Source organism: Streptomyces sp. NPDC086549, assembly GCF_044746205.1.
GTDB lineage: Bacteria > Actinomycetota > Actinomycetes > Streptomycetales > Streptomycetaceae > Streptomyces.
This window is the reverse complement of sequence record NZ_JBIVBS010000010.1, coordinates 333,702-347,190: the sequence shown is the minus strand read 5'-3', so window position 1 is coordinate 347,190 and position 13,489 is coordinate 333,702. Positions and strand designations below refer to the sequence as shown.

Here is a 13,489-nt window from a genome sequence, read left to right as displayed (position 1 = left end):
TCTGTTCGGTTCCGACGCAGGACAGTAGGTACCGGGCATGCCCTCGTCAATAGTTACCCCAAGGTAAATACATCCCATGTTGTGTATCTCGACGATCAAGACGATCGGCAATTAGCCTGTAAATTCAGGCAGTTGCGTCTCAGCTATGGACAATAGTCCTTTCCGCACCCGCTAATTCATCCTATGTCCCTGAGTCGTGTGGTGGCATACGGTCCACCGCCGGGGTGCCCGTCCTTACGCCTGCTCCCCCTGAGCCGCACGACTGTCCGTGCTGTTTTGTGAACAGTCAGGAGAGAACCTTGTCCGAACCGATCAGTCGCCGCAGAGTGCTGACCGGCATGGCCGTCACGACGGTTGCCGCAGCCGTCTCGCCGACACTGGCCACACCCGCGCACGCGGCCGCCTCCCCCCAGCCGCTGCCCCTTCTCCCCCTGCGGATCCCCAAGTCGGATCTGGGCATCGAGCAGCAGTCCGACGAGAAGATCCAGTGGCTGCAGGACGCCAGGCTGGGCATGTTCATCCACTGGGGCGTCTACTCCGGCCCGGCCAGGGGCGAGTGGTACATGGAGAACGCCGCCGTCACGCCGGAGAACTACAGGAAGTACTTCACCGACGCGACCGGCGAGCAGTTCACGGCGAGCGCCTACAAGCCGGCCGACTGGGCCCAGCTGGCCAAGGACATGGGCGCGAAGTACACCGTCCTCACGGCCCGCCATCACGAGGGCTTCGCACTGTGGCCGTCCACCCATCCGAACGCCTTCCACGCCGGACAGGCCCCGATGCAGCGGGACCTGATCAGCGAGTACGTCACCGCCGTACGCGACGCCGGACTCAAGGTCGGTCTCTACTTCTCCCCCCTGAGCTGGCGTTACCCCGGCTACTACGACGTCACCGGCACCAACTGCCTTGCCAACAGCTGGGGTTACACCACCGATCCCGCGCACAAGGAGAACGCGCGGGTCATGAAGAACGAGGTGTACCAGCAGGTCAAGGAGCTGGTGACCCAGTACGGCAAGATCGACGACTTCTGGTGGGACGGCGGCTGGCTGGGTCAGCAGGGCACGGACGCGGACGCCGCCTTCTTCTGGGAGCCCGGCAAGTACCGCGACGCCGCCAACGACTGGCCGGTGGACGCCTCCTACAGCGACACCGATCCCGCCACCGGCAAGCCGCTGGGCCTGACCGGCCTGGTCCGCAAGCACCAGCCCGACATCGTCACCACCCTGCGCTCCGGCTGGATCGGCGACTACACCAGCGAGGAGGGCTCGTCGGTCCCCACCGGTGCGATCCGCGCCGGGAAGGTGGCGGAGAAGTGCTTCACCATCGGCGGCGCCTGGGGATACAAGGCCGACTCCAAGGTGATGAGCTTCTCCGCCACCATGAACGTCCTGGTCAACGCCTGGGTGCGGAACATGACCTGCCTGCTCAACGTCGGCCCCGACCGCACCGGGGTGGTCCCCGCCGACCAGGCCGCCGTGGTGCGCAGGGTCGGCTCCTTCCTGACCACCTGCGGCCAGGCCGTGTACGGCACGCGCGGCGGACCGTGGGAGCCGGTGGACGGCCAGTACGGCTTCACGTACAAGGACAACACCTTCTACGTCCACCTGCTGCCCGGCTACAGCGGCACCGGCTTCACCACGCCGTCCATCGGAGACGCGCAGGTCACCCACGTCTTCGACGTCGCCACGGGTGCCGACCTGTCGTACACCGCCGGCGCGGACGGCAGGGTGACGATCACCGGCATCAACCGCACCCGCATCCCCGAGGACAGCGTCGTCGGGGTCACGCTGGACCGCTCCGTGCAGCCGGCGAACATCGCCGCCGGCAAGACGGCGACGGCCAGCAGCGAGGAGACCTCCAAGGGCAACATCGCGGCCAAGGCGGTCGACGGCTCCACCGCCACCCGCTGGTGCGCGAGCAACGGCGACACGGGACAGTGGCTGAAGGTGGAACTGGGCTCGGAGAGGTCGTTGACCGGCACCCGGATCGCCTGGGAGTCCGCTGCCACCAACTACCGGTATCGGATCGAGGGTTCCACCGACAACGCCAACTGGACCACCCTCGCCGACCTGACCGCCACGAACGGCACCAGCCAGGTGCAGGTTTCCGTCTTCCGCGCGCAGGCACGATATGTACGGGTGACCGTCACCGGACTGCCCTCCGGCACCTGGGCCTCGATCCGCGGCCTGGAGGTCTACGACCGCCCCTTCAGCGCGGACGTGGGGACCGTCCGGCTGGTGAACCGCAAGAGCGGCAAGGTGCTGGAGGTCGGCGGTGGCGCAACCGCCGACGGTGCCACCGTCGACCAGTGGCCGTGGAACGGCGGAACCAACCAGCAGTGGAAGCTGCTGCCCAACGCCGACGGCTCCTACCGGCTCTCCAACGTCCGCAGCGGCAAGGTCCTGGACAGTCCGGGCGGCTCAGCCCAGGGCGCGGGCCTGGACCAGTGGGCCGACGACGGCGGCGACAACCAGTCGTGGAAGCTGGTGCCCTCCCAGACCAGCGGCTACCACCAACTCGTCAACGTCCGCAACGGCTGGTGCGCCGACGTCAAGGACACCTCCACCGCGGACGGCGCCACGGTCATCCAGTGGCCCTCCACCGGCGGATCCAACCAGGACTGGCAGATCGTGGCACTGTGAGGCCGATGGGCCGGGAGCAGCGAGCGTCTCAGGGGTTCAACCTGCGGGTGAGCGGGCCGCGCGGGGCTGGTCCACATCCTTGGAGCACATCGGTCCGCCACCGGGGAACCCTCGTGCTCAGGGTCTCCGGGTTCGGCGGTGGGAATGCCAAGCCGTACGTTCCGCCCAGGATGCTCAGCACAATCGCCGGTACGGAGCGTCCGGCACGTACGTGTGCCACTGGGCTCGACTCGGCCCCGCCCCGCCCGCGCGGGCGCACAGCCGGGTCAGGGCATGGGCGGGATCGATGTCGTCTCGCTGGGGCGACGTCGAACACAAAGCCGCGCGGGAACTGGCCGCTGAGCCCTCCTCAGCGGGCATGCGGGACATGCGAGTCAGCATGGTCGCCGGGCTGGGACAGGCCGCCTTCAGTGAAAGCGGCGGCTACCTGGTGTGGCGCGCCGGTCCCGCACCTGGGTGCTCACCCTCGCCTCGACCGACGCGGGGACTCAACGGCCAAGGGCATCGACCACCTCGTACCGCTGGCCCGGCACATCACCACCCGCCTCCCTCACCAGGGTCCGTGTGACGTCGTGATCGGACGGTGAGTCAGATCTGCTCCGGGCCAGTGATGCGATGAGGTCGCGGACCAGGGCTCTGCCGGTGCGGGACCGGCGCCTCCGCAGCCCTGCCGCGGTCACGGTGTGCCGTTCCTCCGTCGCACCGCGCGCCGTGTGGACCGGCGAGGGAGGGCGATGCCGTCGTCCTTCACCCGCGACTCGCTGCGTCCCTACATCGGGCCGGAGCGGTACGCACGTCTGTACCCGGCGCGCAGCCTGGCCCGGGCGGGGGCCTGGCTGGCCGGCGGCTCGGACTGGCCGGTCGACCCGCTGCTGCCCTTCACGCAGATCGCCACCGCGATCGACCGCAGCAACCCCGCAGAGAACGAACCCCCGCTCAACACCGCGGAAGGCCTGACCCGGACCCAGTCGCTGGTCATGCACACCGCAGGCGCGGCGCACCAGTTGCACGACGGCGGTGCGGGAACCGTTCGACCGGGCCGAAGGGCCGACCTGATCGTCCTCGACCGGGACATCACCAGGGTGCCGGTGAAGGAGATCCGCGCCACCTCAGTCCGGTACACGCTCGTCTCCGGACGGGTGGTCCACGACGCGCAATCCCAGGCCGGACGCCTCCCGAGCCGAGGCGGCGCAGCGCTTGGGCGCGCTCGGCGCCGGCCGGACACCGGGTGACTCCTGCTGCCGAGGACACTGACCCGCGCAGGCGATGCCCCGGTCCACCCGACGGGGGTCGGGGCGTGATCGTCCAAGAGGCTCCGGTCACGGACGCCCGAACAGTCTCGGAGGGAGACGAAGGGATGAAGGCGGGCTAGACGGGCGTGGACGACGACGGCACGAACGGTGCTCCGTGTCCGGGCACGATCAGGACCGGGCCGAGGGCCAGGACCTTCTCCCTGGCCGCCCGCAGCTGCTCGCGGTCGGGGGCGAAGGGGTCGTCGGCCGGTCCCTCGGCGGTCCACCACAGGTGCGTCAGGACCACCAGGCCCTCGGCGACCGTGACCAGGGTGCTGACGTCCTGCGCGGTGTGGCCGGGGGTCGTCATGAGCGCGATCGACGGGGAGAGCCGGTATCCGTCGGCGTCGCGGTCCTCCCAGATGTCGTCGTGATAGATGGCCATGTGGTCGTGGAAGCGGGCTGCGGGGAACAGTGCCGCGTTCAGCGTGTGGTCCGGGTGGTGGTGGCTGAAGATCACGTCGGTGACGTCTTCCGGGCTCAGTCCGTGGTGCGTGAGCGGATCCAGGATGAGTCGGCGGTCCGCGACCATGCCCGGATCGACGATCGCGACCGTCTCGCCATCGACGAGCAGGGTGACGGTGCCGGCCACCCGCGTATCGGCGTAACCGGTGGTCAGGACGTGGAAGGCGGCGGTCATCAGGGACTCCTCGGGTGAAGGGTGTGTGGGGTGTGCGAACCGGTCACCGGGGAAGGAGCGCCGGGAAGCCGGTGAGCAGGGCACGAAGACCGGTCCTTCTGTCCGGATCGTACGCGTTCGCGCAGCGGTGGACCGGCGACGGGTGCGCGCGGCGCCGAGCGCAGTACGGCGTTGTGGTCGGGGGCGGCTTCGTGGTGAACGGGAAGGACGACTGTCGTCGCGCGCGGGTCCACGTCGATGTCGAGCCCTGACTGCCCGTAGGCCAAACGGACTCTCACAGGTCCTTCCTCAGTCGGTAGGCACGGGCCGCCGTACCGCCGAAGACCTCGGAGCGCTCGGCTTCGGTGAGGCCCGCGGTCAGGTCTTCGGCTACGGCGACGACCTCCTCGTACGGGGCGGCCAGCAGGCACACCGGCCAGTCCGAGCCGAACATCATCCGCTCCGGGCCGAAGGCATCCAGCGCCACGTCGGCGTACGGGCGCAGGGCGGCCATGCTCACGTGGTCCCGCTCGGCCTCGGTGACCATGCCTGACAGCTTGCAGAACACGTTGGGCTGCGCCGCCAGTTGGCGGATCAGTGATGCCCACGGCTGGAGTTCGCCCCGGGCGATGGGGGGTTTGGACAGGTGATCGAGGACGAATGTCAGCTCGGGTAGCGCTCTTACGGTGGCGATGGCGGCGGGCAGTTGGTGCGGGAGGGTGAGCAGGTCGTAGGCGAGGCCCGCGGCGGCGACCGTGTGCAGGCCCCGGTGTACGTCGGGCCGGTTCAGCCAGTCGGGGTCCGGCTCGCTCTGCACCAAGTGACGTATGCTCACCAGGAGTTCACCACCGGGCGCTGACCGTAGGGCGGCCAGGGTGTCGGAGAGGCTGTTCGAGGTGAGGTCGGCCCAGCCGACGACGCCTGCCACCAGGTCGGTCCGCACGGCCAGGGCCAGGAACTCCGCGGTCTCGTCCGTCTCGGGCAGGACCTGGACCAGGATCGTGCGGTCGATGCCCGCCGCCGCGGTCTCCCGTGCCAAGTCCGCCAGGGTGAAGTCCCGCCGCACGGAAGCCATTTCCGGCGCGTCGAGCCAGCTGTGTGCGCGGCGGCGGGGGCCGGAGCCCGTCGTCGGGTGGGGGGCGGACATCGGCCGCCAGATGTGATGGTGTGCGTCGATCCTGGTCATGGTCTTTCCGGTCCGAGGGGGTGCGGTAGAAGGTCGTGCGGTGTGAGGAACTCCTGTTCTGCCCCCAGCGATCGGCGCTGGTCGGCGAGGCAGCGTTCCAGGATCTCGATCATCGAGCGGTAGACGCCGTCGGCGCCGTCGTGCGGAGCGGTGTCGACGTACGGGATGCTCCGGCCGGGGTGCCGGCATTGATCTAATCGCCGGCATCCAGCTCTGCGATCTGTCTCAGGTACCGGACGATGTGGCGCACCGGGCAGATCATGTTCCCGGTGTGGCCGTCCTGGCGGAGTTCTCCGTCGCCCCACAGCCGTATGCCCAGATCCTGCGGGTCGCCGATGTCATCGGGTGTGACCAGCCAGGCGCCGAGCGGGTGGACATCTCGCAGGACGCGCCCTTGTCCGACTGCCCGCCCTCGGTCGATGTCGGTGGTCGGAGGGATCAGGTCATGGGCCGTGCCGTCGGGGTCACGCCAAATTCACTGTAGCCGCAGATGACGCGATTCAGATCCGCCTCTACGACCCAAACGCGAACCACGCCTCCGTCGACGCCCCGCACATCCATCCCATGCATGGTCGGTGTCAGCCCAAGAGAACGTAAGCGGGCTTCGCTCGCCCGTCACCCCGTCGTCGTACCGAACGGGAGGGCCTCGCCCGAGCGCAGGTGCTCCCTCAGCCACTGCTCGGTGTTGCTCACGTGCAGCAGCGCGGCGGCCTGGCTGAGGGCGGCATCACGGGTGGACAGGGCATTGAAGATCGCCTCGTGCTCGGCGAGGGTGCGGCCCGCGGCCTTGTCGTCGACCAGACCACGCCAGATGCGGGCGCGCAGTGTGCGGCCGGAGATGCCTTCCAGGAGCGTGAGGAGGGTCTCGTTGCCCGTGGCCGAGATGACGGCGCGGTGGAAGGCCGCGTCGTGGGCGTTCAGCTCTTCCACCTCGTCGCGGGCGTCGCGCATGGCATCCAAGTGTCGCTTCACTTCGGCCAGTTGGTCGTCGGAGATCCGAGTGGCGGCAAGGGCCGTGGCGACCGGTTCGAGGAGCCGCCGTACCTCCATGAGGTCCTGCAGAGCGACCGAGTCGCCCTGCAGCAGCTCCACCGCACCGCCGACCCCCGCCAGGAGCAGGCTCGGCTGCAGGCTGGTCACGTACGTGCCGTCACCCCGCCGGACCTCCAGGACCCGCGCGACGGCCAACGCCTTGACCGCTTCACGGGCGAGGTTGCGGGAGAGCCCCAGCTGGGCGGCCAGGTCCGGCTCCGGTGGGAGCTTCGAGCCCGGGGGCAGGACGCCCGTCCGAATCAGCTCACGGATCTGCTCGATGGCTTTGTCCGTCAGAAGCAACGCGACTCCCTCCCCCGGCCGTGCTCCGCGGGCACGTCCGACCTGATCAGCCCCTGAGCGCGGAGATCGGCCCAGAGCCCGTCGGGGATGTGCTGACGATGGAGTTCCACGTTTTGTACGACCTGTTCCGGATTCCGCATGCCGAGGGTGACGTTGATGATACTGGGATGCGTGTGCGGGAAGGCGATCGCGGCCGCGGGCAGCGTGGTCCCGTGTGCCTCGCAGACCGCGGCGATCGCCCGAGCACGGGCGACGAGAGCCGGTGGGGCGTCCCGGTAGTCGTACTTCATGCCCTCGGTGGGCCGGTCTCGGGACAGCAGTCCTGAGTTGAAGACACCCACCGCCACCACACTCTTGCCCAGTACCTGCGCGGCGGGCAGCACGTCGTCCAGCGCCGACTGGTCCACGAGGGTGTAGCGCCCGGCCAGCATCACCACGTCGGCGGCGGTCTCGCGCAGGAAGCGTGCGAGCATCGCCGACTGGTTCATGCCGGCGCCGATCGCGCCGATCATGCCCTGGTCGCGCAACTCCGCGAGCGTGGGCATGGCCTCCTCGGCCGCCTGCCTCCAGTGGTCGTCCGGATCGTGCAGGTAGACGATGTCCAGCCGGTCCAGGCCGGTGCGCTCCAGGGTGTCCTCGACGGACCGGAGCACGCCGTCCCGGCTGAAGTCCCACCGGCGGCGCAGGTCGTCCCGTACGACGAAGCCCTCGGTGTCGACGCCGCGTGGCTCCCCATTGGGCACCAGCAGCCTGCCCACCTTGGAGGAGATGACGTATTCGTCACGCGGGCGCCCTCGCAGGGCAGCGCCCAGACGGCGCTCGGAGAGGCCGAGGCCGTAGTGCGGCGCCGTGTCGAAATACCGCAGGCCGGCCTCCCAGGCCGCGTCGACGGCGGCTGTGGCGTCGTCGGCCGGGGTGACCTGGTAGAGGTTGCCGATCACGGACGCCCCGAAGCCGAGTTCGGTGAGTGAGACGGACGTGTTCTGGATCTTCCGCTGGTGCAAGTGGTGCTCCTGGGATACGGATCATGGGGTGCCGGTCAGCGTCTGACGTGGGCCGACCCGCCCGTGATGAGCGCCTCGACCTCGGCGAGCGAGGCCATGGAGACGTCTCCGGGCGTGGTCATGGTGAGCGCGCCGTGGGCGGTGCCGTAGGCCAAGGCGTGCTCCAGGCCGGTGTCGCCGAGCAGTCCGTGGATCAGGCCGGCGGCGAAGGCGTCGCCGGAGCCGATGCGGTCCAGGACGTGCAGTCCGGCCATCCGGGGGCCGGTGACGAAGCCGGTGTCGGCGGACCAGGCGGCCGAGGACCAGTCGTTGACCCCGGCCGAGGGCACGTCGCGCAGGGTCGTGGCCAGTACTTTCGCCCCGGGCAGCAGGCCGGCCACCTCGGCGAGCGCGTCCGCCACCTCGTCGGCCCTGATGCGCGCCTGTCCCGGGTAGGTCCCGGCCAGGCCCAGGGCGCCCACCACGACGTCGGCGTGCCGGGCGAGCCGCAGGTCGACCTCGTGGGCCCGGTCTGCGCCGCCGCGGCCGGCCCAGAGGCTGGGACGGTAGTTGGGGTCGTAGGAGACGGTGACGCCGTGGCGGCGGGCCGCGGCCATGGCCTCGTCCGCGACGTCCACCGTGGTGTCGGACAGGCCGGCGAAGATGCCGCCTGTGTGGAACCAGCGCACCCCCGCCGAGAACACGGCGTCCCAGTCGACGTCCCCTTTGCACAGCTGGGAGACGGCGGTGTGCGCGCGGTCGCTGACGCCCAGGGCGCCGCGGATGCCGAAGCCGCGTTCGACGAAGTTGAGGCCGTTGCGGGCGGTGCGGCCGATGCCGTCGTCGGGCACCCAGCGGATCAGTGAGGTGTCGACACCGCCCTGGAGGATCAGGTCCTCCACGAGCCTGCCCACCGCGTTGTCGACGAGAGCGGTCACGACGGAAGTCCGCAGCCCGAAGCAGCGCCGCAGTCCGCGCACGACGTTGTACTCGCCGCCGCCCTCCCAGACCTGGAAGGAGCGGGCGGTATGGATCCGCCCCTCGCCCGGGTCGAAACGCAGCATCACCTCGCCGAGGGCCACCACGTCGATCACGTCATGCTCCTCTCCACCGCCTCCGCGGTCAGCCGGCGGATGTCCTCGTAGTCGCCCTTCTCCAGATGGACGGCGGTAGCCATCCAGCTGCCGCCGACGGCGAGGACCGCTGGGTGGGCGAGGTAGGCGGCCAGGCGGGAGGCGTCGATCCCGCCGGTCGGTACGAAGCGCACCTGGGGGAAGGGAGCCGCGAGCGCCCGCAGCATCCGCAGGCCGCCGAGGGGCTCGGCGGGGAAGAACTTGACGGTTTCGAGGCCCGCCTTCAGGGCGCGCATCAGCTCGGTGGCGGTGGCAATGCCGGGCACCACGGGCACGCCCAGCTCGCGGCACGTGGCGACGACCTCCTCGTCGAAGGCGGGCGAGACCACGAAGCGGGCCCCGGCCGCCACGGCCCGCTCCGCCTGCTCGGGCGTGAGGATCGTACCGGCGCCGACGGCCAGGCCGCCGTGGGCGGCCATCTCCTCGAGTACCAGCTCGGCGTCCGGTGTGCGGAAGGTGACCTCGGCGCACCGGGCACCACCCGCCGCGAGCGCGTCGGCCAGCGGGCCGGCGGTCGAGACGCGCCCCACCGTCAGTACCGGCATCACGCGGGCACCGGCCAGCACGGAGGCGAGGTCGGTGCCGCTCATCGGCCGAGCCATCCGCCGTCGACGGGCAGGACTACGCCGTGCACGTAGGCGGCGGCATCCGAGGCGAGAAACACCGTGGCGCCCACCAGGTCGTCGGCGTCCCCCCAGCGGGCGGCCGGGATGCGGTCCAGAATCGCTTTGCTGCGCACCGGGTCGTCCCGCAGAGCCTGGGTGTTGTCGGTGGCGATGTAGCCGGGCGCGATGGCGTTGACGTTGACGCCGTGTGGTGCCCACTCGTTGGCCAGCGCCTTGGTCAGCCCCGCGATGCCGTGTTTGGCGGCGGTGTAGCCAGGCACGGTGATGCCGCCCTGGAAGCTGAGCAGCGACGCCGTGAAGATGACCTTCCCCCGGCCGCGAGCCACCATCGACGCGCCCACCGCACGGCTCAGGGCGAACTGCGCGTTGAGGTTGACCTGGAGCACCAACTCCCAGTCGGCGTCGGCATGTTCCGCGGCCGGGGAGCGGCGGATCGTGCCCGCGTTGTTGACCAGGATGTCCACCGGCCGCGCACGTCCGGCGAGGTTCGCGCCCAGGGCCCGTACGGCTTCGGGATCGGCGAAGTCGGTGCGGATCGCCTCGAACGTACGGCCCGCGGCGAGGACGTCCTTCTCCACCCCGCTGCCGGACTCCTCCAGCGAGGCGCTGACGCCGATGACGTCCGAGCCGGCCTCGGCGAGCGCTCGCGCCATGGCCCGGCCGATGCCGCGCCGGGCTCCGGTGACAACAGCGAGCTTCCCGGTGAGGTCGAAGGCGGTCATACGGCGTCTCCCTGGGCGTCGTCGGTTTCGTCGGTGCAGTCGACGAGGATCTTCATCACGTCGCCACCCGCCTCCAGCGCCTCGAACGCGGCGGGCGCCTGCGTGAGCGGCACGACCTTGCTGATCAACCGGTCGGCCGGGATCGTGCCGTCCGCCACCAGCGCGACCGCCTTCTCGAAGTCGGAGCGGTCGTACAACCGGGCGCCAACCAAGGTCAGTTCGCGCCAGAAGAAGCGGTGGAGGTTCACCTCGCGGGGCCGGGGGTGGATGGCGACGAGGCACAACCGCCCGCGCACACCGAGGACTTCGACCGCCGTGTCCACGCCGCCCGCCGCGCCGGACACCTCGAAGGCGACGTCCGCGCCCGCATCCCCGGTCCACTGCCGCACCAGCGCCGGCACGTCGTCGTCACCCGGGCTCCACGCCGTCAGCCCCAACTCCTCGGCCAGCAGACGGCGGTGGGCGCTCAGCTCCACGACCCGGACGTCAGCGCCCGCGGCTCGCGCGACCAGCGCGATGAGGATGCCGACCGGGCCGCCGCCGACCACGACGACCTTCTCGCTCTGGGCGACCTGGGCCCGGCCGACGTCGTGCACGGCGACCGCCGTCGGCTCGACGAGCGCGGCGAGGTCCAGGGGAAGGGAGTCGGGCAGCCGGATGAGCGTCGAGGCGGGCACGGTCCAGCGCTGCTGCATCGCGCCCGGGGAGTCGATGCCGATGAAGTCCAGGTGCTGGCAGACGTGTTGATGCCCGGAGCGGCAGGCTGGGCAGGTGTCGTCCCAGCGCAGCGGCATCACGGTCACCGCGTCGCCGGGCTGCCAGCCCTCGACGCCCGGCCCGACGCGTACGATTCGCCCGGACATCTCGTGTCCCAGGACAGCCGGTGTGGACACCCGGGCGTCCATGTCGCCGTGGAAGATGTGCAGATCGGTGCCGCAGATGCCGACGTAGGCGGGGGCCAGCTCCACCTCGCCGGGTCCGGGCGGCGTACTGGGTGCGGGAGCCGTGTCCAGGGTGCGGGCGGCCGTGTAACGGACGGCGAGTGTCATCGTGTCGTCAGGGTCCTTTCAGCGCGGACGCCGATGGTCAGCAGCAGGTTGGCGTAGGTACGGGTGTCAGCGGTGACGATCGCCAGCGCCAGGTCGGGCGAGCGGGCGGCGTCGTAGAACTCGAAGCGCGCGAGCGTGTCGACCGGGAGGGGCGCCAGCATCGAGCGGTACTCGGCGATGGCCGGCGGCTCCGGTTCACCCTCGGGCGGGATCATCACGTGGGCCGACTCGACGGGCAGGGCGCGCAGCAGGACGTCGAGCACGGTGGTGACGTCCAGCAGGCCGGGGGCCAGGTTCAGGTGCACGGTTCTGGCACGCGCGCCGGTGGCGGTGCTGGCCGGGTAGTGGCCGTCGGCGAGCAGTACGCGGGCGCCGTGACCGGATCCGGCCAGGGATTCGAGGATGCCGGGATGCAGTAGTTCGGTCAGGAGCACGGGAGTGTCATCTCCTTCTTGTCAGGAAGCCGGCACGTCAGACACGGGAGGCCCAGACGGGACCGTCGGGGTAGGCGTACTCCTTGAGGGACTCGGCGTGCATCTGCGCGCTCAGTCCCGGCAGCGTCGGCGCCAGGTAGTGGCCGTCGACGATGCGCACCGGGTCGACGAAGTGCTCGTGCAGGTGGTCGACGTACTCGATGACGCGGTCCTCGGTCGTGCCGGAGACGGCGACGTAGTCGAACATGGACAGGTGCTGGACCATCTCGCACAGGCCGACGCCGCCCGCGTGCGGGCAGACGGGCACGCCGAACTTCGCGGCGAGCAGCAGGATCGCGATGTTCTCGTTGACGCCGCCGACCCGCGCGGAGTCGATCTGCACGATGTCGACCGCGCCGGCCTGGAGGAGTTGCTTGAAGACGACCCGGTTGGCGACGTGTTCGCCGGTGGCGACCTTGATGGGGCTGACGGCCTTGCGGACGGCGGCGTGGCCGAGGATGTCGTCGGGCGAGGTTGGCTCCTCGATCCAGTACGGCTGGTAGGGCGCCAGGGCGTGCATCCAGTCGATCGCGGCCTGGACGTCCCATCTCTGGTTGGCGTCGACGGCGATGCGGATGCCGTCGCCGACGGTCTCGCGGGCTGTGCGCATGCGCCGTACGTCGTCCTCCAGGGACGCGCCGACCTTCAGCTTGATCTGGGTGAAGCCGTCCGCGACGGCCTCGCGGGCGAGGCGGGCCAGCTTCTCGTCGGTGTAGCCGAGCCAGCCGGGAGTGGTGGTGTAGGCGGGGTATCCCTGGTCGAGCAGGCGGCCGATGCGCTGCTCGCGGCCGGGCTCGGCGCGGCGCAGGATCTCTAGGGCCTCCTCGGGAGTGAGGGCGTCGCTGAGCCAGCGGAAGTCGACCTGGGCGACCAGGTCCTCCGGAGACATCTCGCCGAGGAAGCGCCACACGGGCTTGCCGGCCCGCTTGGCGGCCAGGTCCCAGGCGGCGTTGACGACCGCGCCGGTGGCCATGTGGATGGCGCCCTTCTCCGGGCCGAGCCAGCGCAGTTGGGGGTCGTGGACGAGAGAGCGGGAGAACGCGCCGAGGTCGCCGCAGACCTCCTCGACCGAGAGGCCCACCACGTGCGGGGCGAGGGCCGCGATGGCGGCGGCCTGCACGTCGTTGCCGCGGCCGGTGGTGAAGGCCAGGGCGTGCCCTTCGAGTCCGTCGCCCGCGTCGGTGCGCAGGACGACGTAAGCGGCGGAGTAGTCGGGTTCCGGGTTCATCGCGTCCGACCCGTCCAGGTGCTCGGACGTCGGGAAACGCACGTCCAGCACGTCCAAGGCGGTGATGCGGGCAGAGGCCGGAGAAGCGGACGGGGCGGATGACATGGCGGCAACTCCTGTGAGAGCAGGGGCAGTACGGCCCCTGGCGATGAGACGTGGGCGGCGGAAGGGAGGCGGGCTGCCTGGACGGCGTCCGCCCGG

The 13,489-nt window shown here is 70.4% G+C and carries 13 protein-coding genes; 2 read left to right on the top strand and 11 right to left on the bottom strand.

Annotated features, from left to right (window positions below; genetic code table 11):
- The first annotated feature begins 299 nt into the window (after positions 1-299).
- Positions 300-2,642, top strand: a complete 2,343-nt coding sequence (locus ACIPSA_RS29750; RefSeq protein WP_402639808.1) for an alpha-L-fucosidase — start codon at positions 300-302, stop codon at positions 2,640-2,642.
- 734 nt (positions 2,643-3,376) lie between these two features.
- Entirely contained in the window at positions 3,377-3,874 is a 498-nt protein-coding gene (locus tag ACIPSA_RS29745; RefSeq protein ID WP_402639806.1) for an amidohydrolase family protein, read from the top strand.
- A 136-nt stretch (positions 3,875-4,010) separates the two neighbouring features.
- Here ACIPSA_RS29745 and ACIPSA_RS29740 read toward each other — a convergent pair whose 3' ends face one another.
- From ACIPSA_RS29740 to ACIPSA_RS29690, 11 genes are all read right to left on the bottom strand, one after another.
- Entirely contained in the window at positions 4,011-4,574 is a 564-nt protein-coding gene (locus ACIPSA_RS29740; protein WP_402639804.1) for an MBL fold metallo-hydrolase, read from the bottom strand.
- Between the two features lie 274 nt (positions 4,575-4,848).
- A complete protein-coding gene (locus tag ACIPSA_RS29735; RefSeq protein ID WP_402639802.1) occupies positions 4,849-5,739 on the bottom strand; it encodes an amidohydrolase family protein in 891 nt (296 codons plus the stop codon).
- Positions 5,740-5,932: 193 nt separating this feature from the next.
- On the bottom strand, positions 5,933-6,160 hold the full coding sequence (locus ACIPSA_RS29730; RefSeq protein WP_402639891.1) for a fumarylacetoacetate hydrolase family protein: 228 nt from the start codon (positions 6,158-6,160) through the stop codon (positions 5,933-5,935).
- A gap of 194 nt (positions 6,161-6,354) precedes the next feature.
- A complete protein-coding gene (locus tag ACIPSA_RS29725) occupies positions 6,355-7,074 on the bottom strand; it encodes a FadR/GntR family transcriptional regulator (protein WP_402639801.1) in 720 nt (239 codons plus the stop codon).
- Positions 7,065-8,078: an aldo/keto reductase gene (locus tag ACIPSA_RS29720; RefSeq protein WP_402639799.1), complete on the bottom strand. Its 1,014-nt coding sequence runs from the start codon at positions 8,076-8,078 to the stop codon at positions 7,065-7,067. The genes ACIPSA_RS29725 and ACIPSA_RS29720 overlap by 10 nt, the downstream gene beginning before the upstream one ends.
- A 35-nt stretch (positions 8,079-8,113) precedes the next feature.
- Positions 8,114-9,151: a PfkB family carbohydrate kinase gene (locus ACIPSA_RS29715; RefSeq protein ID WP_402639797.1), complete on the bottom strand. Its 1,038-nt coding sequence runs from the start codon at positions 9,149-9,151 to the stop codon at positions 8,114-8,116.
- On the bottom strand, positions 9,148-9,780 hold the full coding sequence (locus ACIPSA_RS29710) for a bifunctional 4-hydroxy-2-oxoglutarate aldolase/2-dehydro-3-deoxy-phosphogluconate aldolase (RefSeq protein WP_402639794.1): 633 nt from the start codon (positions 9,778-9,780) through the stop codon (positions 9,148-9,150). Before ACIPSA_RS29710 ends, ACIPSA_RS29715 begins: the two co-directional genes overlap by 4 nt.
- On the bottom strand, positions 9,777-10,538 hold the full coding sequence (locus tag ACIPSA_RS29705) for an SDR family NAD(P)-dependent oxidoreductase (protein ID WP_402639792.1): 762 nt from the start codon (positions 10,536-10,538) through the stop codon (positions 9,777-9,779). The genes ACIPSA_RS29710 and ACIPSA_RS29705 overlap by 4 nt, the downstream gene beginning before the upstream one ends.
- Positions 10,535-11,587, bottom strand: coding sequence for a zinc-binding dehydrogenase (locus ACIPSA_RS29700; protein WP_402639790.1), 1,053 nt, complete (start codon positions 11,585-11,587; stop codon positions 10,535-10,537). The genes ACIPSA_RS29705 and ACIPSA_RS29700 overlap by 4 nt, the downstream gene beginning before the upstream one ends.
- On the bottom strand, positions 11,584-12,021 hold the full coding sequence (locus ACIPSA_RS29695; RefSeq protein ID WP_402639788.1) for an RbsD/FucU domain-containing protein: 438 nt from the start codon (positions 12,019-12,021) through the stop codon (positions 11,584-11,586). Before ACIPSA_RS29695 ends, ACIPSA_RS29700 begins: the two co-directional genes overlap by 4 nt.
- 37 nt (positions 12,022-12,058) lie before the next feature.
- Positions 12,059-13,393 carry an L-fuconate dehydratase gene (locus ACIPSA_RS29690; protein WP_402639786.1) on the bottom strand — a complete coding sequence of 445 codons (1,335 nt, stop codon included), beginning with the start codon at positions 13,391-13,393 and terminating at the stop codon, positions 12,059-12,061.
- Positions 13,394-13,489: the final 96 nt, after the last annotated feature.